Raw genomic sequence first — 20,590 nt, forward strand, 5'->3', positions numbered from 1 at the left:
AGCGGCCCTCCCTGCGCCAGAAATCGGGAAAGGTGGCGCCCCGTGGCCCGCCGAATAGAATCGACGAGCGTCGCGGCGCGACAAAGTACACAAAATCATTATCGACGAGACCCCGATGACCCAAGACGAAATCCTCGCCCAATTCGGCCCCCGCGAAGCCATGGAATACGACGTTGTCGTCGTTGGTGGCGGCCCGGCCGGCCTGTCCACCGCCATTCGCCTGAAGCAACTTGCCGCCAACCACGGCACGGAAGTCTCGGTCGTGGTGCTGGAAAAAGGCTCCGAACCGGGGTCGCACATCCTTTCCGGCGCCATCATGGACCCGCGCGCCCTCAACGAGCTGCTGCCCGACTGGCGCGAGCAAGGCGCCCCGCTGAACCAGCCCGTCACCGACGACGCGATGGTCTTCCTCGGCGAAAAGGCATCGTTCCGCACGCCCAACATGTTCCTGCCGGGCTGCTTCCAGAACCACGGCAACTACATCATCAGCCTGGGCAACTTCACCAAGTGGCTCGGCCAGCAGGCTGAAAACCTCGGCGTCGAGATCTTCCCGGGCTTTCCCGCGGCCGAAGTGCTCTACAACGACGATGGCTCGGTGCGCGGCGTGGCCACCGGCAACATGGGCGTCGGCAAGGACGGCGAGCCCACCGACAACTTCCAGCTCGGCATGGAGCTGCACGGCAAGTACACGATCTTCGCGGAAGGCGCACGCGGCCACCTGGGCCGCCAGCTCATCAGCAAGTTCAAGCTCGACGCCGGCAAGGACCCGCAGACCTACGGCCTGGGCGTCAAGGAAGTGTGGGAAATCGACCCCAAGCGCCACCAGCCCGGCTTCGTGCTGCACACCGCCGGCTGGCCGATGAAGGCCGACACCTATGGCGGCGCCTTCCTCTATCACATGGAAGACAACAAGGTCACGCTCGGCTTCATCACCGGGCTGGACTACAGCAACCCGTACCTGAGCCCGTTCGAGGAGATGCAGCGCTGGAAGACGCACCCGAACATCCGCTGGTACCTCGAAGGCGACGAAGAGCACGGCATCAAGCCGGCCAAGCGCATCGGCTATGGCGCGCGCGCCATCACGGCCGGTGGCCTGATGTCGCTGCCCAAGACGGTGTTCCCGGGCGGCGCGCTGGTCGGCTGCGAAGCGGGCTACCTCAACGTGAGCCGCATCAAGGGCAGCCACGCCGCCATCAAGACCGGCATGCTCGCGGCGGAGGCCGCCTACGAAGCACTGCAAGCCGGCCGCCAGCACGACGAACTCACCGCCTACCCGGCCGCGTTCGAAAAGAGCTGGCTTTACACCGAACTCAACAAGGCGCGCAACTTCAAGGCCTGGTTCAAGAAGGGCCTGGGCATCGCCACCGTCATGAACGGCGTCGAGCAATGGTTGCTCCGCGGGCACATCCCGTGGACGCTGCGCCGCGACAAGCCGGACCACGCCAACCTGAAGCCGGCGGCCGAGTGCAAGCCCATCGTGTATCCCAAGCCCGATGGCAAGCTGACCTTCGACCGCCTCTCCAGCGTGTTCATCAGCAACACCAACCACGAAGAGCACCAGCCGGCCCACCTGACGCTCAAGGACGCGTCGGTGCCCGTGAACATCAACCTGGCGAAGTACGCCGGCCCCGAACAACGCTACTGCCCGGCGGGCGTGTACGAGTTCGTGCCGGACGGCGAAGCCGGCAAGCAGCGCCTGCAAATCAACGCGCAGAACTGCGTGCACTGCAAGACCTGCGACATCAAGGACCCGACGCAGAACATCGTGTGGGTCACGCCTGAAGGCGGCGGCGGCCCCAACTACGTGGGCATGTAGTCGCGCGACGCGGGGCAGACATCCTTGAAGGCATGAAGTCCAAGGCGTTGGCCCATCTGAACAACTCAACACGGCGGCGCGTGCTCTTCTGGGTCGCGCTGGTGGCCGGGCTGGCGGCCGCCATCTGGTTCGTGGTGCGCGTCCTGAGCCCGGCACCGCCGCGCTTCCTCGTGATGAGCACGGGCGTGACGGACGGGGCCTATCACCGCTTCGGCCTGCGCTACCAGGAGATCCTGCGCGCCAGCGGCATCACGCTCGAACTGCGGCCTTCGAGCGGCGGTGTCGAGAACCTCCAGCGGCTGAACGACGGATCGGTGTCCGTGGCGTTCGTGCAGGGCGGCACCGGCGTGCTGGCACAGGATCCGGACGCGCTGCCCGAATCCACACCCCTTCGCTCGCTGGCCACGGTGGCCTACGAGCCGGTGTGGATCTTCACGCACACGCTCGACGTCAACAAAGGGCTGGGCGCGCTGGCCGGCAAGCGCATCGCCGTCGGCGTGCCCGGCAGCGGCAACTTCCAGGTGGCGCGGCAACTGCTCGCGGTGTATGGCGTGGTCCCGGACGAGGCGAAGCTCGGCTCCAACGGCACCACCTTCGTCAGCGAAGGCGGCATGACGGCCGTGCAGATGCTCTACGACCACACGATCGATGCCGCCATCATCATCGCGGCGCCGCAAGCCCCTGCGGTGCAAAAGCTGCTGGGCGACGGCACGGCGCGCCTGGCGTCGCTGGACCATGTGGAAGGGCTGGCAAGGCGCTTTCCGTACTTCCAGCCCCTGAGCCTCAAGCGAGGCTCGGTCGACCCGCGGCGCGACTTGCCCGGGCAAGACATCACCTTGCTCGCGACAAAGGCCAACCTGGTGGTGCGCGACGAAGTGCACCCGGCCCTCTCCTACCTCTTGCTCGAAGCGGCGTGGCAGGTGCACAAGCACCCGAGCATCCTCAACAAGCCCGATGATTTCCCCAGCCCGCAGGGCACGGACTATCCCCTGGCGGTCGCGGCCGAGCGCTATTTCAAGAACGGCCGGCCCTTCCTGCAGAACTACATGCCATTCTGGGCCGCGAACTTCGTGCAGCGACTGCTGCTGTTCCTGGTGCCGCTGGTGGCCATCCTCGTGCCCTTGAGCCGCCTGCTGCCGCAACTGGTGACATGGCGCCGCCAGCGCCACCTGTACCGCCGCTACGGCGAGCTGAAATTCCTCGAACAGGACCTGGCATCGCGCAAGCTGACGCAGGAAGAGCGAAAGGCCGCGCGCGCCCAGCTCGACCGCATCGAAAGCGATATCGTCCACACCAAGTTCGCGCTTGATTTTTCGGACCGGGTGTACACCTTGCGCCAGCACGTGGACTATGTGCGCGGGCAGATTGACCGGCAGGCCGACAGCACCGGCGCATAGCAAAAGCACGCACGCATTGCGGCGAAGGCAGAACCGATCCCTTACACTCGCCCGGTCAGGAGAGAGCCCCGCCAGACGGGGCCGCCGAAGGCGCAGGGCCCATCGATTTCAAGGGCCCGAACGCTCAGGCAAAAGGACTGACAAGGCACCTGGATTTGCTCCGGGTGTTTCCTTGCTGGAGAGAGGTGGCGCGCAGACCATGTGCACCGCCCACCGAAGGAGCAAACCCCGATCGTGGGGCGAATCTCTCAGGTAAAGCGGACAGCAGGGGTGGCCCATGGCTTGCGTCATGGAATTCGACTGCCCCTTTTGGAGAGCGCCTTGTCCGCCCCATCCGACGATCTGCTCAAGACACCGCTTTACGACCTGCACGTTGAACTTGGCGCGCGCATGGTGCCCTTTGCCGGCTATTCGATGCCGGTCCAGTACCCCGCAGGGCTCATGGCCGAGCACAAGCACACGCGCGAGGCCGCGGGCCTGTTCGACATCTCGCACATGGGCCAGCTGCGCCTGCAGGGCCCCGAGGCGGCCGCCGCCTTCGAGACGCTGATGCCGGTCGACGTGATCGGCCTGGCGCCCGGCAAGCAGCGCTACGGCCTGCTGCTGGACGACAACGGCGGCATCCTGGACGACCTGATGTTCTTCAACGAAGGACATGACTCGCTCTTCGTCATCGTCAATGGCGCCTGCAAGGTGGCGGACATCGCGCACATCACGGCGCGCATCGGCCAGCGCTGCAGCGTCCAGCCCTTGCCGGACCACGCCCTTCTCGCACTGCAAGGCCCGCAGGCAGTCACGGCCATGACGCGCCTGTCGCCCGGCATCGAGCGCTTCGTGTTCATGACCGGCGGCGCGGTGCAAATTGGCGGCATTCCCGCCTTCGTCACGCGCAGCGGCTACACCGGCGAAGACGGCTTCGAGATCTCGGTGGCGCAGGCCAATGCTGACGCGCTCGCCCGCCTCTTGCTGGCGCAGCCGGAGGTCAAGCCCATCGGCCTGGGTGCGCGCAACTCGCTGCGCCTGGAAGCAGGCCTGTGCCTCTACGGCAACGACATCGACACCAGCACCACGCCGGTCGAAGCCTCGCTGAACTGGGCGATGCAGAAGGTGCGCCGCACCGGCGGCGCGCGCGCCGGCGGCTTTCCGGGTGCGGACAAGATCCTGGCGCAACTCGCCGTGGCGACCGACCTCGCCGGCCACGTCGACCAGCAGGTGCTCACGCGCAAGCGCGTCGGCCTCGTGGCGCTCGAACGCGTGCCGGTGCGCGACGGCACGGAACTCCAATCCTTCGAAGGCCATCCGATCGGCAAGGTGACCAGTGGCCTGCTCGGGCCCACGGCCGACCGTCCCATCGCGATGGCCTACGTTGCCACTGCCTTCTCGGAACCCGGTACGCGCATCCAGGCCATCGTGCGCGGCAAGGCGGTGCCGATGGAAGTCAGCACCATGCCCTTCGTTCCGACGAACTATTTCCGTGGATGATTCGCAGCGGCTGATCCGCATGTCATCCAACCAACCAATTCCCGTATTTCTTTCCAGGAGCAAGCAATGACCGTCAAGTACACCAAGGACCACGAATGGGTTGCCACCGAGGGTGACGTCGCCACGGTGGGCATCACCGTGCATGCGCAGGACGCGCTGGGCGACGTGGTCTTCGTTGACCTGCCCGAGGTCGGCAAGGGCTTCGCGCAGGGCGACGTGGCCGGCGTGGTCGAGTCGGTCAAGGCCGCAGCCGATGTGTTCATGCCCGTGTCGGGCGAGATCACCGAAGTCAACGAAGCGCTGCGCGCCGACCCGTCGCTGGCCAACAGCGCGCCGCTCGACGCCGGCTGGTTCTTCAAGGTGAAGCTGAGCGACCCGACGCAACTCGACGCGCTGATGGACGCCACCAGCTACGAGAAGTTTTCCGCCGAAGCCTGATTCAATTTTTCACCGACATGCCGACCTCTGCCCTGCCCCTTTTGCCCACGCTTCGCGAACTCGAGAATCACGAAGAATTCATCGCGCGCCACATCGGCATCGAAGCTTCGGATGAAGCGCAGATGCTGCGCGTGGTCGGCTCGGAAACGCGTGCGGAACTGATCGACGGCATCGTGCCCGCCGCCATCCGCCGCTCGCACCCGATGCGCCTGCCCACGCCCGTCACCGAGGCCGAGGCACTGGCGGAAATGAAAGCCATCGCGGACCAGAACAAGGTCTTCAAGAACTTCATCGGGCAGGGCTACTACGGCGCGCACACGCCCGGCGTCATCCTGCGCAACATCCTGGAGAACCCGGCTTGGTACACGGCGTACACGCCCTATCAGGCCGAGATTTCGCAGGGGCGCATGGAAGCGCTGGTCAACTTCCAGACGATGGTGTGCGACCTCACCGGCATGGCGATCGCCAACGCGTCGATGCTCGACGAAGCCACGGCTGCGGCCGAGGCCATGACGCTGGCGCGGCGCAGCGTCAAGTCGAAGAGCAATGTCTTTCTCGTTTCCGGCGACTGCCATCCGCAGACCATCGAAGTGCTGCAGACGCGTGCTGCGCCGCTGGGCATCGAGATCAAGGTGAGCACAGCCGCCGAGACACTCCCGCACCTGATGGCCGCGGGCGAGTTCTTCGGCGCGCTGGCGCAATACCCCGGCACGACCGGCGTCGTTCATGACCTGCGGCCGCTCGCCGGCCACGCCCACCAGAAAGGCGCCGCGCTGTGCGTGGCGGCCGACCTGCTGGCGCTCACGCTGCTCGCGCCACCGGGCGAATGGGACGCGGACATCGTCTGCGGCACCACGCAGCGCTTCGGCATGCCGCTGTGCAATGGCGGCCCGCACGCGGCCTACCTTGCCTGCCGCGATGAATTCAAGCGCTCGCTGCCGGGGCGCCTCGTTGGCGTGAGCGTCGACGAGCACGGGCAGCCGGCCTATCGGCTCGCGCTTCAAACGCGCGAGCAGCACATCCGCCGCGAGAAGGCCACGTCCAACATTTGCACGGCGCAAGTGCTGCCAGCCGTGATCGCGAGCATGTACGCGGTCTACCACGGTCCGGACGGACTGCGCCGCATCGCGCAGCGCGTGAGCCTGCTGGCCTCGGTGTTCGCCGAAGGGCTGGCGCAGATGGGGCTGAAATGCTTCAACGCGTCGTCCTTCGACACGCTGACCGTGGAGACGGGCGACGACACGGCGCGCATCGTCGAGGCCGCGCTGGCGGCGGAGATCAACCTGAGCCGTCGCCTGACGCATCACCTGGGCGTGTCTTTCGACGAGACGACGACACGTGCCGATGTGGAAGCGCTGTGGGACCTGTTCGTGCCAGCGGGCCAGGTGGCGCCCTCGTTCGACGATGTGGCCGGGGACGCCAGGCCGCGCATTCCCGCCGAGCTGGTGCGCACCAGCGCTTTCCTCACGCATCCGGTCTTCAACACGCACAAGAGCGAGACGGCCATGCTGCGCTACATCCGCAGCCTGTCCGACAAGGACCTCGCGCTGGACCGCAGCATGATCCCGCTGGGGAGCTGCACGATGAAGCTCAACGCCACGAGCGAGATGATCCCGATCACCTGGCCGGGCTTTGCCGACATCCACCCCTTTGCGCCTGCCGACCAGCTGGCCGGCTATGCACTGCTGGACGAGCAGCTGCGCGCGTGGTTGTGCGAGGCCACCGGCTACGCCGACATCAGCCTGCAGCCCAACGCCGGCTCACAAGGCGAATACGCGGGCCTGCTCGCGATCAAGGCTTTTCATGAAGCGAAGGGCGAAGGGCACCGCAACATCTGCCTGATTCCGTCGTCGGCGCATGGCACCAATCCGGCGAGCGCGCAGATGGCGGGCATGCAGGTGGTCGTGACCGCGTGCGACGCACTGGGCAACGTCGACATCGACGACCTGAAGCGCGCCTGCGAGAAGCACGGCGACAAGCTGGCCTGCGTGATGATCACTTATCCCAGCACGCACGGCGTGTTCGAGACGCGCGTCAAGGAGCTGTGCGAGATCGTGCATTCGTTCGGCGGGCGGGTGTACGTGGACGGCGCCAACATGAACGCGCTGGTCGGCGTGGCGGCGCCGGGCGAATTCGGCGGCGACGTGAGCCATCTCAACCTGCACAAGACCTTCTGCATTCCGCACGGCGGCGGTGGACCGGGCGTGGGGCCCGTGTGCGTGGTGGAAGACCTGGTGCCTTACCTGCCCGGCCATGCCACGGCAGGCGACACGCCGCACGTGGGCGCCATTTCCGCGGCGCCGCTGGGCAACGCGGCGGTGCTGCCGATCAGCTGGATGTACTGCCGCATGATGGGCGCGTCGGGCCTGAAGGCGGCGACCGAAGTCGCCATCCTGAGCGCGAATTACATCAGCTCGCGGCTGAAGGACCACTACCCGACGCTTTACGCGAGCCCCAACGGCCACGTGGCACACGAGTGCATCCTCGACCTGCGCCCGCTCAAGGACACCAGCGGCGTGACGGCAGAGGACGTGGCCAAGCGCCTGATCGACTACGGCTTCCACGCGCCGACTTTGAGCTTCCCGGTGCCGGGGACGCTGATGGTCGAACCGACGGAAAGCGAACCGCTGGCGGAGCTCGACCGTTTTGTCGACGCGATGATCGCCATTCGCGGCGAGATCCGCCGCATCGAGGAAGGCGTCTGGCCGAAGGACGACAACCCGCTCAAGCACGCACCGCACACGGCGGCGAGCTTGATGGGCACGGAGTGGGCGCGGCCGTATTCGCGCGAACTGGCGGCGTTTCCGTTGGCCACGCTGAAGCAGGCCAAATACTGGCCGCCGATTGGGCGTGTCGACAACGTCTACGGGGACCGGAATTTGTTCTGCAGTTGTGTGCCGGTGGGTGAGTACGTCGAGGCGGGTTGAGGTTTTTGTACGGTTTCTCGATTGACAAACCATCCTGGCGTGCTCTGGGTGTGGTGGGGCGTGTGAACCGTTGGCCTGTGTTCTTTGTTCTGTCGTTGGGGGTGCGCCGCGGCAGGTGATCTGCGGCGCGGGCTCATACCGGGGCGGTCGATGCTGCGCATCGACTGCACTCCGGTGCTCGTTCGCGGGGCGCGGCGCAGAACTCGCTCCGCGCTCCTTCGGCGCGCTACGCTCAAACAGCTGCACCGAGTCAGATGACGAAGCGCGTGTCCTTCGGCACGCGCCGCCCCGCGCCCTGTGCTCCTCGCCGCCCCGGAAATCGCCCGCGCCGCAGATCACCTGCCGCGGCGAGATACGTCGTGCGTGTTCAGAGAGGGGGGCGAAACGCTGTGCCGCTATGGCGGTTGCGGCGCACGGTGCCGGCGTCGCACACCACACCGTTTCCAGAGCAAAGGCGCCTGCGGGCCCGGCGTGACGCGCCTCTGCAGCGCCGAGAAGCGCAGCGCGACCGGCCTGCACGCGTGCCGAAGGACACGCGTGCTTCGTGATCTGACTTGCCGCGGCTGTTTGAGCAGAGTGAACGAAGTGAACGTCGCGAGTTCCGCGGCAGGCCGGTCGCGTGAGCATCGCAGGGCGGTCGGTGCGCAGCACCGACCGCTGCAGTGGCGCGTCACGCCGGGCCCGCAGGTGCCTTTGCGTCGGGCGCGAACTCAGCAAACAACGGGCCCACACGTGCCTTCCGTCGCGCGCACACGTGCCGAGCAACGAGCCCCGCCTGCTCAATATTTAGAGCATGGAGCACAAACCCATATCAGCCAACAGGCGGCGGCGCAGGATCGCTCCAGAGCTTGCCCCCCGTCGCCCAGTCGTGCTTGGCGATGTCGTAGAACAAGATGTCGACACCGTCGGGCGAGCCGCCCAGCGTGCGCACGGTGGCCTCGGTCAGGGCTTGCGCGAGCGCGCGTTTTTGTTCGATCGTGCGGCCTTCGAAAAGCTCGACGCGGATGGTTGGCATATGGGGTTCTCCTCCTGTTGAATGATCGGTTGCGTGTTCTTCAATCGCGGTAGCTGGGCGAGGCACGGTCGAGCCTGCGCAGAAGGGCTGGCCATTCGACATCGCCATCCCACTCGCTGCCGTCGCCGAGCCATTCGCGGTACGTGCGTGCGGCCAGCTCTTCGCTCACCACCTTGATGGCGCCGCCGGTGGCGGCCATGGCGCGCAGTTGGGCCTGCGCCGCGCGCTCGAGCAGATGCATCAGCATCCAGGCTTCGGCAACGGTGCGGCCGACGACCAGCGTGCCGTGGTTCTCGAGGATGAGGCCGTCGAGCGCGCCGAGATCCGCCACCAGCCGCTTCTGCTCATCGGCGCCGAGCGCCAGGCCTTCGTAGGCGTGCCTACCCAATCGCTTGTGCAGTCGCATCGCGTACTGCGATGTGGGCTGCAGGCCATCCGGCAGCATCGACAGCGCCACGCCCCAAGGCGTGTGCAGATGGATGACGCATTCGACCTCTGGCCGCGCCGCATGCACGCAGCCATGGATCGCGAAACCGCTCGGGTTCACGCGCGCGCCGGAGCCGTCGACCACCTCGCCGCGCACGTTCACCTTGACCAGGCTCGACGCCGTGATCTCGTCAAAGGTCGCGCCAAACGGGTTGAGCAGGTAGTGCCCCGGTTCGCCGGGAACACTCGCCGAAAGATGGGTGTAGACCGTGTCGTCCCAGCCGTTCTGCGCGGCCATGCGGTAGGCTGCGGCAAGGTCGATGCGAACGTCGCGTTCGGTGCGCGGCTGGCGTGGACGGGTGGATGTGTGCTCGATCATGCGATGACGCAGTGCGATGTATGGCCGTGTCGTAGCCCGTCACTTTAACGCGTGGTTTCGAGCATTGCCGACGCGGCACTTCGCTGGACAATGATCGCGAAAGGCATGAATCCATCCAGGAGCCCCGAGGCCGATGTCCAAAGCGCTGAATCACTTCCTTGCCGCCGTCATTGGCGTTGCTGCGCTGACCAGCGCGTCAGCCCAGGACTTGCCGACGCATCCTTCAAAGGAGGCTGCAACTGTCTTCACCCGCGCGCGACTGCAGTCCGTCTTCCAGGAGGCTGACGGCAAGCTGTATGTGCGACTGAAGCTCCTGCCAGGAGCCAAGATTCCCTTCACGACACAAACCTTCCGCTTGCCGGATCGCTCGCTGCTCGCGGAGATTCCCGAGGGATCGCCAGTCAAGTTCACGTCGAAGCAAGTCGATGGCGAGAACACGGTGACGGCGATCCACATGGCGCCGGATTGCAAGCGCTTCGAGAAGTGCGATTGATTGACATCACGAAATCGACGAAGCACCAATGACCATCAGCAACGCCGACAACCTGCGCATCGACGCATGCGTATACATCCTGCACGGCCTTCTTCAACGCCTTGAACGGCAGCAGCCTGGGTTGCTGGCGGAGATGATCGAGGGCATGACGAACGATCAGGCCGCGATGGCTGAAACGCCTCCCGGTTCGCCAGATGCATCGCGAGGACGCGACATTGCAGGCGAGGCCATTCGCATGCTGCGTCTTGCCAATGACCAGTTGCACATGACGGTGGTGCCCCCCGCAAAATCTTGAAGGCATGCATCACGCGCCCGGTGGCGCGAATGCACCAATCCAAGTCGCGCGAAGTCGGCAAACGCGATGACACGCACCAAGACGAGCAACGCGCGCACCATCATCGAACCCAACGTTCGGCGCTGTCGAATCCAGGCATCAACGCAATCACCAGAGCACTCGAAAAGCCGCTTCAACAAGCGATTGCACAACGACAATGCGCAGTCCGTCACTGCAGCCCTTGTCGTGCGCATCCTCCTCGTCTCCGACCTGCACTACACATTGCCTCAACTCGATTGGGTGGTGCGATTGGCGCCGACCTTCGATCTCGTGGTGATTGCCGGCGACCATCTCGACGTGAGTTCGCCAGTTTCGCTGGACGCGCAGTCGCTTGTGCTGCTGCGCTACTTTGCGCTGATGAAGCCAGGCGTTTCGCTGGTGCTCGCCTCGGGCAATCACGACCTCACCGGCGCGGACCACCACGGCGAGCGCGCGGCGCTGTGGCTGCCGGAAAGCCGCCGCAATGGCGTGTTCACCGACGGCGATTCGCTCACCCTCGGCGACACCTTGATCACGGTCTGCCCGTGGTGGGACGGCCCAGCCGGCCGTGCCGCGCTCGAAAAGCAACTGAGCATGGATGCGCAGCGCCGCCCTGCCCGCTGGGCCTGGATCTACCACTGGCCTCCAACAGGCTCGCCCACCTGCTGGACCGGCAAGCGCGAGTACGGCGACGCCGACCTTGCAGCGTGGATTGAAAGCTTCCAGCCCGATCTCGTGCTGACGGGACACGTGCACGAACCACCGTTCAAGCCCGCAGGCGCATGGGCGGATCGCATTGGCAGCACCTGGGTCTTCAACGCCGGAAGGCAGATCGGCCCGGTGCCCGCGCACATCGTCATCGACCTGGCCGAAGGCACCGCGTCGTGGTATTCGATGATGGGCGAAGAGGCGTTGGCGCTGGACGCGCAACGCGCACCTGCGCGATCGGTCTTCTGAGTCCGGCGTGACGCTGGGCAAGCATCTGGCGAGAGCGCGCCGAGGATGCGCAGCCCACCGAGGACTTGTTCAGCCTCAGTAATCCGGGTTGGGCTCGCGCACCGATCCCGCACGCGCCGGCGTACGCTGATGGTGCGTCAACTGACCCAGCACATCCGACACCATCGCCAGCCCGGGCGAATCGCTGTACTGGTTCTTCAGGTCCGCGAGATAAGTCGTGACAAGGGCCAGGCGTTCGGCAAGGCCAACAGCAATCAAGCGCGTGACGTCTGGATCACTCATCAGCAGCGAGCGGCCATCGGCCGCGTAGCGAACGATGCTCGACTCGCTCGCCACCACCGTCGCGCTGTAGGGCGAGTTCAGAAGGATCGACACCTCGCCGATGGCGGCGCCGGGCTGGCTGATGGATGCGATCGCCACGGCCGCCTTGCTGACTGCCAGTCGGCCTGAAACCAGAATCCAGAGACCGTCGCCCTTTTCGCCTTCCCGCACGATGGTCTCGCCCGCGGCCAGCGTGAGTTCAGGCAGACCCTCGGTGCGGCGCAATAGTTGATCCATGCGCCCATGTTAGGCGAACTGCAACGCGCGCGTGCAAGGCGCGCGTTGTGAATCACGCGATCAGGGCAGGAAGTTCAACGCTTCGGGCAAGGGCAACGCAATCGGCATCTCGAAGAACGGCCCCGCGCCATCCGGGTCGATCACCAGCGCACCGTCCGAAGCAAAGAACAGCGCAATCTGCGTCTGTGCAGCAACGGCCAGCGGCGCGGCCGCCGGAATGCCGATGTTCGTCAGGAAGGTATGCGGGTTCTTCGGAATGGCCCCGCCCAAGGCCGCAAAGGCCAGGTCGTTGCGAAAGAACATCGCGCGGTCGGACAACTCGCCTGCGCGAACGAGGGCGCTGCTCGTCGGGTTCGGCACCGTCTGGTCGCCCTTGGCGAACTGCACGATCACCGGCTTGGGCCCGTTGCCTGGCAATGGTTGCTTGCGGATGTACGGCGCATAGGACACCGGATTGCCCGTCTGCTGCACCCACGTATTGTTTTCCAGCACCTGCTGGATGGCCGACGCGCCCGGCACCTCGTTTACCAGCGGGGGCAAGTCGCGCAGCGGAATGTTTTCATTGAAGTTGAGCGGCACCGGCAGGCTCGCCGTCGGGGGCAGGTTGAGCAATTGCGGCTGGCGGGTGGCCAGCGCAAAGCCCGTCAGCGGGCGGAACACGCCAAGTCGCGCCACCTCGGGGATCGAGCCACCCGGCACGTTTGGCACGCCGGCCCTGACGGCCCCTTCCACGCCGAGGAAGATCGTGCCGTAGATGCCGCCGAAGGACTGGCCCGCGTAGTAGATGCGGTTCTTGTCGATGTCGACCGAACCGTCGCCTTCAACGTCAATGCCCTTCTGGATCTGCCGCACCAGTTGCATCAGGTCGATGACCGTCTGGCGCAGCCCGTCGCGGCTGGACACGATGGACACGGAGCCGACTGCGCTCGAGCCTTCCGTTGAATCGATGGTCCCGTTGCCGTCCTGATCAATGCCGCGGCCGCCCGAAGGCACAGTGACTGGCGCTCCGCCCGTGGGGAACACGTTGAGCGTTCCCAGCGCACCGCCGCCATGGCCCACGACGCTGATCGCCATCGTGGCGATGCCCCTTGACGCAAACACCGACGCGACCGTCCACGGCGCGCCGTAAATGCTGTCGGTGAACCCGTGGCCGAAGATCGCGACAGGCCAGCCGCCGGCCGGTCGCGGACCGCTGGGCAGGAACAGTTCCACGATCAGGTCGTTGGATGACTGGGGCGTCGGATGCCCGATCAGCGTCCCCGTCGCAGGAATGACCCGGGCTGCGTTCTGGTAGTCGGGCGAGCGGAAGCTGCCGAAGGCCACCCGGCCGACCGCCCCCGCCACGACACCCAGCGCCGGCGTTGGCAGGAACGATGGGGTGAACGCTGGCGGCGCGGTGCCCGTCTGGCGCATCCACTGGATGCCGCTCAGCTCTGCCACGGGGAACACCGCGCGGGCAGTGCCGCCGTTGCCGATCATGAAGTTGACGGGCGCGGGGTTGGACCGCCGGATCTGCTCATGGATCTTCAGCAGGTCGGCGCTGATGCTCTGCGTGGTGAAGAGGCTCAATGCGACCACGCGATGACGGGCAGGGCGAATGGAGCGCTCTGCATTTTGCAGTGCGCCCTGGTAGTCCATCAGGTCGCGGTCCTGCCCGCCACCACGGCCCCACTGCTGGGTCAGCCGGGAGAAGAGCCCGCCCTCGATGGGATCGCCCGCTTCATCGCGGATGCCGTTGGTGACCACCAGCACGTAGCGTGAATGCTCCTGCAGCAGTTCATCGGACTGGACCACCAGCGTCTTGGCCGCAGGGTCCCATGACACCTGGTTGATGCCGACCTTGTCCCCGAAACCGCGGCCGGAGAGCGTGTCGCCCAGGTTCAGCAGGTACAGCGTGTCGCTGTTGACGGTGGCCACGTTGATCTTGCCGGTGAAGGGCACGGTGATGCGCGGCTGCGTGTTGAAGCCGTCGAGCGTGTTGATGACGTCGATGTCCGCGCAATCGGACACCATCACCGCGCAGTTCGGCTTGGGAAGGTTCACGCGCTTGAAGGTGTTTTGCGTCCAGTCCGGGCGGGTGAAGCGGTCGCTCGGGAAGGGGCTCGTGGCCGGACTGGAGAAGTCCATCTTCACGCTGACGCCAGCGGCCAGTGCAAGGATGGGCGCCATCGTGAGCACCGCGACCGCCATCAGGCGACGAGAAAAACGGGCGCCACGGAAGAATCCGCGGTCCGATGGGACCGCCAGTCGAGCCTGCATGTGTTTGTCTCCTGCCGAACAGTTGTGGTGGGACCGCAGCAATGCATGACACCGGGGCCGCGTCGGCTGCGAGGGACACGCCGCAGGCTTTATATCCCCTTGTTGCAAGCAGGGACAGCTAGGGTAGTCCCCCTCGCGACCGCGCAACCATTGCGTGCAGGCACTTGCGCCTGCGGGGTCACTTCTTCACGAACTCCCCGGTCGCCACCTGGTCGCGAAACGCCTTGAGCCGCGCCTTTATCCGCCGCTCGTTCACCAGCCCCACGCGCACCATCATCTTCTGCCCCGCGGACAGCGATTCCAGCTGCGGATCGGCGAACTCATAGTGCACCCACGGCTGCTCCAGGGGCGAATCGCCCTTGACTTCGGTGAGCTTCACCCGCAGCGGGCCTTGCGGTTCGGGTGCACGCAATAGATGGTCGATCACCGCCACCAGCCGGTCGTTGAAATACTTGCCGGGATAGCCCAGCTCTTCATACGCCTGCTGAAAGAGCGGATAGAGCCCGGTATAGACCTTGGCGGCGCGCGCCGGATCGACCGTCTCGGCCATCAGGATCAAGGGCGTGTAGCGCGAGCCGTTGTCCAGGGCGATCGCTTGGGCCTCCCCGCTGCCGCTGACCGAGAAGCGCTTGCCCATCGGATGCACCGGCCACATGCGCGGCGCCGCGTGCTCGCGCGGCAGGTTGTCGACGGTGGCGACAAAGCGGCGCACGAAGCCGTCCACTTGCAGCATCGAGATGACGTTCTTCTTGCCGAACAGTTCGTTCAGCGAAGCCGTGACCTGCGAATCGGAACTGCCCAAGGGCGGCAAGGGGCCCTGCGGCGTGTCGATGGGATTTTGCGGGCTTGCATCCGCGACGGGCGGCGGCGCCATGTCGCTTGGGGTTGGCGTCTGTTCGGCAGTGGAAGCGGCGGGCGGCGCCTGCAAAGGGGCCTGCTCCTGCGACCAGCGCCACCACAAGGCGCCGGCGCCCAGCAACAACACGACGACCACCACGGCCGTCCAGACGGAAGACTCACGAACAGGTCTGAACTCTGCACGATCGCGATCAGGCATGGCTGCGATTCCTTTCCTCGGCCCAAGAAACGGAGACTGCGCTATTGGACGCCCATCGCAGGCGCCGCGCCACAATCCGCCATGGCGCCGGGGATACTTTCTGCGTCAGCGCAGTCCTACAGCCAGTTGCTGCGTGAGTTCGCCAGCCCCGATGGCCTTGCAACCGCTCGCGTTCTGGCCCGACCACAGCGGCGAGAAATCCCCGCTGCCCTGTGCCTCGGCCTTGGCGCGAATCGGCGCGATGGCGGCGGTTGCCAGCGGAAACTCCGGCGGTGCATCGCTCATCGGGCCCAGTTCACGCAGGATGCGGTTGATGATGCCGCGCGCAGGCCGCCCGGTGAACAGGTTGGTCAGCGCGGTGTGGCGTGCCGCCTCGCTCGCGAGCGCCGCGCGATGCGGTTTGCTGATCGTCGATTCCGGGCACAGCAGGTAGACAGTGCCCAACTGCACCGCCGACGCACCGAGCGCCAAGGCAGCCGCAACGCCATCGGCGTCGACGATGCCGCCGGCCGCAATCACCGGCACGTCGACCGCCTTCACGATCTGCGGCAGCAAGGCGAAGGTGCCCATTTGCGCCGTGAGGTCGTGGTGGAGGAAATGGCCGCGATGGCCGCCCGCTTCCAGCCCTTGCGCGATGACCGCATCGACACCGCGCGACGCGAGCCAGCGTGCCTCGTCCACGGTGGTGGCCGACGAGAGCACCTTGGCGCCCCAGGCACGCACGCGGGCCAACAACTCTTCAGACGGCAGGCCGAAATGAAAACTCACGACCGGCGGCTTGAACTCGGCGAGCACGTCCGCCACATCGGCGCTGAACGGATTGCGCCCGCCGCCCGCTGCGATGCCCGCGGCGTCGATGCCGAACTCCGCGTAATAAGGCGCCAGCGCCGCACGCCAAGTGGCCTCGCGCTCCGGATTCGGCACCGGCGTCGTGTGGCTGAAGAAGTTGACGTTGAAGGGCCCGTCAGTGCCCGCCTGGATGGCCGCGAGTTCGCTGCGCATCGCATCCGGCGTGAGCATGGCGCAGGGCATGGAACCCAAGCCGCCCGCATTGCACACGGCAATGGTCAATGCACTGCCCTGCGCGCCCGCCATGGGCGCCTGGATGATCGGCAAGCGCGTGCCGAGAATCGATTGAATGGAAGCCATGCGTCAAACCCTCAATGTGCAGCCGACAGCGCGAACGAATCCATCGCGAGGATGCCGTACATGACCTCGCGGCTGAGCCAATCCACTTCGGCGCCCGGCTGCGTTCCCCATCCACCGGCGCCCAACGCAAAGAAGATCGGCAGGAAGTGGTCTTCGCTGGGATGTGCGCGTTCGGCGTGCGGTGCCTGGCGGCGGTAGTCGAGCAAGGCATCGACGTCGCGGCGCGCAATGGCGTCTTCCACCCAGCGGCTGAACTCGAGCACGTAGGGCAAGGGTTCACGCTCGCCACCGAAGAATTCGCGCAGGTTGTGCGTCATGCTGCCCGTGCCGATCACCAGAACGCCGCGCACGCGCAGCGGCGCAACGGCGCGCCCCATCGCCAGCACTTCGGCCGGGCCGGCGCTCATCGGCAACGCGACCTGCACGACCGGCACGTCGGCTTGGGGGAAGAGATGCATCAAGGGCACCCAAGTCCCGTGGTCGAAGGGCCGCTTGGCATCGGCCTGCGTCGCGATGCCGGCGGCATCGAGCAGGTCGATGACCTCCTGCCCCAGCGCGGGCGCCCCGGGGGCGGGGTATTGCAGTTGATACAGCGCCTGTGGAAAGCCGCCGAAGTCGTGCCAGGTCTCGGGCCTGGCCGTCGTCATGACGGCGGGTGAGCGCGCCATCCAGTGCGGCGACATGATGACCACGCCGCGCAGGCTTTCGCCAACGCTCGCGCTCAGTTCATGGCCCCAGCGCGTGAGCGTGGGCCCGGTCTCGCCCTGCTCGATGGCAAACATGGGCGAGCCGTGCGACACGAAGAGCGCAGGCAGTGGGGCGGCGGGCGCGGCCATCAGGCGCTGACCACGCTTTGTTCGGCCGCTCCGACGATCTGGCGCAGCGCACGCTCGAAAATTTCCGTCGGCTGGCCGCCGGAGATGAGGTGCTTGTTGTCGATGATGACGGCGGGCACGGAGTGGATGCCGGCGCCTGTGTAAAGCCGCTCGCGTTCACGCGTTTCCGCAGCGTAGCGGTCGCTCGCCAGGATCTCGCGGGCCTCCACCGTGTCCAGCCCCGCCTCGCCGGCCAGGCGAACCAGCAGGTCGGCATCCGAGGGGTTGAGCCCGTCTGTGAAGTAGGCCTTGAGCAGCGATTTCTTGAGCACGCGCTGCTTTTGCAGGTCCACCACTTCAGCCCAATGCAGCAGACGGTGCGCGTCGAAGGTGTTCCACACGCGCTTGCGCCGGTCCATCGAAAAGTCGAAGCCCACCGCGGCGCCGCGCTGGCGGATGGCATCGCCATTGGCACGCGCCTGCTCTTCGGAGATGCCGTATTTTTCGGTGAGATGCTCGATGGCATCCTGCCCTTCGCGGGGCATGTTCGGGTTGAGCTCGAAGGGCTGGAAATGCAGCTGCGCCGTGATGTCGGGCGACAGGCGCTCCAGCGCCGCTTCGAGCGCGCCAAGGCCGACGGCGCACCAGGGGCACGACACGTCGGAAACGAAGTCGATTCGTAGGGATGTGGTCATGGGCGGGATTGTCCACCCGGGCGCGAAACGGTGCGCTGAATGCGGTTTTTCCTGACGACGACCCCAAGGCCGGAAAAGCCTGGAGGGCTCCGGCCACGTCCCCGTCAGGCTTCCTCGCCGAAGTCCAGCAGCACCTTGCAGCTGTAGCGCGGATTCTTTTCAGCGATGTCGAAGGCGCCGGCCACATCGCGGAAATCCACCTTGTGGCTGATGATGCGACCGGGGTCGACGAGCCCACGCTCGATCCAGTCGATGACGGTCGGGAACATCGCACAGTTCAGGCGCGAGGCATACAGCGTGAGCTCCTTCTTCGTCAGCTCCTGCTGCGGAATTGCAGAGGGCGATGACGAGAAGCCCAGGATGCCGATGCGCCCCGCGGGCGCCGCGATCCGCACCGCCTCCTCGAGGATCGAAGGATGGCACACGGCGTCGTAGATCAGGGTCGGACCGCCTTCCACGCCGCGCTTGGCCAGCGCCTCCTGCAGCGGTTCGCGCGACGTGTTGATGATCTCGTCCTCGGCGGCACCGCAGGCCAGGGCCAGCTGGAGTCGTTCGTCGAAGTGGTCCGTGATGAAGGCGCGAATGCCATGGACGCGCTTGAGCACCTGCATCAGGTTCAGCCCCACCGGCCCCGCACCATAGATCAGCGCCACGTCGCTCGGGAATACGCCGGTGCGCCCCGTCACATTGGCCGCGACGGCGAAGGGCTCGATGACGGAGGCACTCGCATGGGCCAGGCCCTTCGGCACGACGTACGCATTCTTCCCGGGCGCACAAGCGTATTCGCTGAAGCCGCCGTCGCGGTGCACGCCGATCACCTGAAGCCGGCTGCACACGTTCTGCCGCCCGATGAGGCAGGCGTGGCACTGGCCGCAGCTGATGACCGGGTCGACCACGACTGTCTCGCCGATGCGCGAGGGGCTCACGCCCTCGCCCACCGATTCGACGCGGCCCACGAACTCATGGCCGATCACGCGCGGATACGACACGAACGGGTTGTGCCCGTGAAAGATGTGCAGGTCGGAGCCACAGATGCCGGCAAAGCGCACGCGCACGCGCACCTCTCCGGCCTGCGGCTCGGGCATGGGCCGTTCGCGCACGGCCATGCTGTTGGGTTGATCGACGACGACACTCAGCATGATGGATTCCTTTGGTTTGTGATGCGGTGAAACGGCTGCATCACCAGTTCCACATCGAGCCGTCGGCCAGGCGCGCCACCGGCAGGTAGGCGCGTTCGTACGGATACTTGGCGGCCAGCTCCTCGTCGATGTCGACGCCGAGGCCGGGCACGTCGTCCATCACCAGATAGCCGTCTTCGTAGCGGTAGTTGTGCGGAAAGACTTCGTCGGTCAGCGGCGAATGCGGCATCAGCTCCTGGATACCGAAGTTGGGCACCCACAGTCCGAAGTTCACCGCCGCCGCCATGCACACCGGCGACAGGTCCGTCGCACCATGAAAGCCCGTGCGCACCTGGTACATCGCCGCGAAGTCCGCGATGCGCCGTACGTGCGTGATGCCGCCGGCATGCACGATGGTGGAGCGGATGTAGTCGACCAGCTGTTCGCTGATGAGGTCCTTGCAATCCCAGATCGAGTTGAACACCTCGCCGATGGCAAGCGGCGTGGTCGTGTGCTGGCGGATCAGCCGAAAGGCTTCCTGGTTTTCCGCGGGCGTTGCGTCCTCGATCCAGAACAGGCTGTAGGGCTCCAGTTCCTTGCCGAGCCGCCCCGCCTCGATCGGCGTCAGGCGATGGTGTGCATCGTGCAGCAGGTGCGGCTCGAAGCCGACGGCCTCGCGCACCTTGCGGAACAGCTCGGGCGTGTGGCGCAAGTACAGCGAGGTGTCCCATGGCTCTTCAGGCGGCAAGCCTTTTTCCGCCGGCTCGTAGTGGCCCTTGGTCTTGCCCACGCCATAGGTCTTGGCCAGGCCCGGCACGCCCGACTGCACGCGGATCGCCTTGTAGCCCTCCTCCACATGCTTTTGCACGGCCTCGATGGCTTCGGCATGGTCGCGCCCGTTGGCATGGCCATACACCATCAAGCCGTTGCGGCTCTTGCCGCCCAGCAGCTGGTAGACCGGCATGCCGGCCAGCTTGCCCTTGATGTCCCACAGCGCCATGTCGATGGCGGCGATGGCGGTCATCGTGACCGGGCCGCGCCGCCAGTAGGCACCGCGATACATGTACTGCCAGATGTCCTCGATGTTGCGCGGGTCCCGGCCGATGAGGCACGGGAACAGGTGGTCTTCGAGGTACGACTTGACGGACAACTCACGGCCGTTGAGCGTGGCGTCGCCGAGGCCGACCACGCCTTCGTCGGTGACGATCTTCACCGTCACGAAGTTGCGGCCCGGGCAGGTCACGATGGTGGTGATGCGTTCGATTTTCAATTTGAGCTCCAGGAAAGTTGCGGACT

Annotated in this window: 18 protein-coding genes and 2 riboswitches; of the genes, 8 read left to right on the forward strand and 10 right to left on the reverse strand. The window is 65.9% G+C overall.

Translation table 11 applies throughout. The annotated features are described in order from the left end of the window. Positions 1-115 precede the first annotated feature (115 nt). From QTI66_RS11645 to gcvP, 5 genes are all read left to right on the forward strand, one after another. Entirely contained in the window at positions 116-1,816 is a 1,701-nt protein-coding gene (locus QTI66_RS11645) for an electron transfer flavoprotein-ubiquinone oxidoreductase (protein WP_286559660.1), read from the forward strand. 32 nt (positions 1,817-1,848) lie between these two features. Next, positions 1,849-3,213, forward strand: coding sequence for a TAXI family TRAP transporter solute-binding subunit (locus QTI66_RS11650; RefSeq protein ID WP_286559661.1), 1,365 nt, complete (start codon positions 1,849-1,851; stop codon positions 3,211-3,213). Between the two features lie 46 nt (positions 3,214-3,259). Continuing rightward, a riboswitch (glycine riboswitch) is annotated at positions 3,260-3,363 on the forward strand. 15 nt (positions 3,364-3,378) lie between these two features. Beyond that, positions 3,379-3,488: riboswitch (glycine riboswitch) on the forward strand. A gap of 46 nt (positions 3,489-3,534) precedes the next feature. Continuing rightward, entirely contained in the window at positions 3,535-4,695 is a 1,161-nt protein-coding gene (gene gcvT / locus QTI66_RS11655; RefSeq protein ID WP_444814984.1) for a glycine cleavage system aminomethyltransferase GcvT, read from the forward strand. 66 nt (positions 4,696-4,761) lie between these two features. Continuing rightward, entirely contained in the window at positions 4,762-5,133 is a 372-nt protein-coding gene (gene gcvH, locus QTI66_RS11660) for a glycine cleavage system protein GcvH (protein ID WP_286559662.1), read from the forward strand. A 17-nt stretch (positions 5,134-5,150) separates the two neighbouring features. Continuing rightward, positions 5,151-8,060: an aminomethyl-transferring glycine dehydrogenase gene (gene gcvP, locus QTI66_RS11665; RefSeq protein ID WP_286559663.1), complete on the forward strand. Its 2,910-nt coding sequence runs from the start codon at positions 5,151-5,153 to the stop codon at positions 8,058-8,060. 811 nt (positions 8,061-8,871) lie between these two features. On the opposite strand, the gene QTI66_RS11670 is transcribed toward gcvP, so the two are convergent. After that, positions 8,872-9,075, reverse strand: a complete 204-nt coding sequence (locus QTI66_RS11670) for a 4-oxalocrotonate tautomerase (RefSeq protein WP_286559664.1) — start codon at positions 9,073-9,075, stop codon at positions 8,872-8,874. A 40-nt stretch (positions 9,076-9,115) separates the two neighbouring features. Beyond that, positions 9,116-9,880, reverse strand: coding sequence for a class II aldolase/adducin family protein (locus QTI66_RS11675; protein WP_286559665.1), 765 nt, complete (start codon positions 9,878-9,880; stop codon positions 9,116-9,118). A 133-nt stretch (positions 9,881-10,013) separates the two neighbouring features. Here QTI66_RS11675 and QTI66_RS11680 point away from each other — a divergent pair, with 133 nt between their 5' ends. The 3 genes from QTI66_RS11680 (at position 10,014) to QTI66_RS11690 (ending at position 11,643) form a co-directional block, all read left to right on the forward strand. Beyond that, positions 10,014-10,373, forward strand: coding sequence for a copper-binding protein (locus QTI66_RS11680; RefSeq protein ID WP_286559666.1), 360 nt, complete (start codon positions 10,014-10,016; stop codon positions 10,371-10,373). Positions 10,374-10,401: 28 nt separating this feature from the next. Beyond that, positions 10,402-10,668, forward strand: a complete 267-nt coding sequence (locus QTI66_RS11685; RefSeq protein WP_286559667.1) for a hypothetical protein — start codon at positions 10,402-10,404, stop codon at positions 10,666-10,668. 66 nt (positions 10,669-10,734) lie between these two features. After that, positions 10,735-11,643: a metallophosphoesterase family protein gene (locus QTI66_RS11690; RefSeq protein ID WP_286559668.1), complete on the forward strand. Its 909-nt coding sequence runs from the start codon at positions 10,735-10,737 to the stop codon at positions 11,641-11,643. A gap of 75 nt (positions 11,644-11,718) precedes the next feature. Here the strand turns inward: QTI66_RS11690 and QTI66_RS11695 are convergent, their stop codons facing one another. From QTI66_RS11695 to manD, 8 genes are all read right to left on the reverse strand, one after another. Continuing rightward, the gene (locus QTI66_RS11695) at positions 11,719-12,201 is read right to left on the reverse strand and encodes a cyclic nucleotide-binding domain-containing protein (RefSeq protein WP_286559669.1); all 483 of its coding nucleotides are present in this window, start codon (positions 12,199-12,201) and stop codon (positions 11,719-11,721) included. Between the two features lie 60 nt (positions 12,202-12,261). Continuing rightward, on the reverse strand, positions 12,262-14,460 hold the full coding sequence (locus QTI66_RS11700) for a hypothetical protein (protein WP_286559670.1): 2,199 nt from the start codon (positions 14,458-14,460) through the stop codon (positions 12,262-12,264). 178 nt (positions 14,461-14,638) lie between these two features. After that, complete coding sequence (locus QTI66_RS11705) at positions 14,639-15,517, reverse strand: DUF3014 domain-containing protein (protein WP_286559671.1); 879 nt, start codon at positions 15,515-15,517, stop codon at positions 14,639-14,641. 105 nt (positions 15,518-15,622) lie between these two features. Next, positions 15,623-16,666, reverse strand: coding sequence for an NAD(P)H-dependent flavin oxidoreductase (locus QTI66_RS11710; RefSeq protein ID WP_286559672.1), 1,044 nt, complete (start codon positions 16,664-16,666; stop codon positions 15,623-15,625). 11 nt (positions 16,667-16,677) lie between these two features. Next, positions 16,678-17,502: a DODA-type extradiol aromatic ring-opening family dioxygenase gene (locus tag QTI66_RS11715; protein WP_286559673.1), complete on the reverse strand. Its 825-nt coding sequence runs from the start codon at positions 17,500-17,502 to the stop codon at positions 16,678-16,680. Beyond that, complete coding sequence (locus tag QTI66_RS11720; protein WP_286559674.1) at positions 17,502-18,176, reverse strand: DsbA family oxidoreductase; 675 nt, start codon at positions 18,174-18,176, stop codon at positions 17,502-17,504. Before QTI66_RS11720 ends, QTI66_RS11715 begins: the two co-directional genes overlap by 1 nt. 104 nt (positions 18,177-18,280) lie before the next feature. Beyond that, positions 18,281-19,315 carry a Zn-dependent oxidoreductase gene (locus QTI66_RS11725; RefSeq protein ID WP_286559676.1) on the reverse strand — a complete coding sequence of 345 codons (1,035 nt, stop codon included), beginning with the start codon at positions 19,313-19,315 and terminating at the stop codon, positions 18,281-18,283. 40 nt (positions 19,316-19,355) lie between these two features. Then, complete coding sequence (gene manD / locus QTI66_RS11730) at positions 19,356-20,564, reverse strand: D-mannonate dehydratase ManD (protein ID WP_286559678.1); 1,209 nt, start codon at positions 20,562-20,564, stop codon at positions 19,356-19,358. Between the last annotated feature and the right edge of the window lie 26 nt (positions 20,565-20,590).

Origin of the sequence: Variovorax brevis (assembly GCF_030317105.1) — a bacterium.
GTDB classification, from domain to species: Bacteria; Pseudomonadota; Gammaproteobacteria; order Burkholderiales; family Burkholderiaceae_C; genus Variovorax; species Variovorax brevis.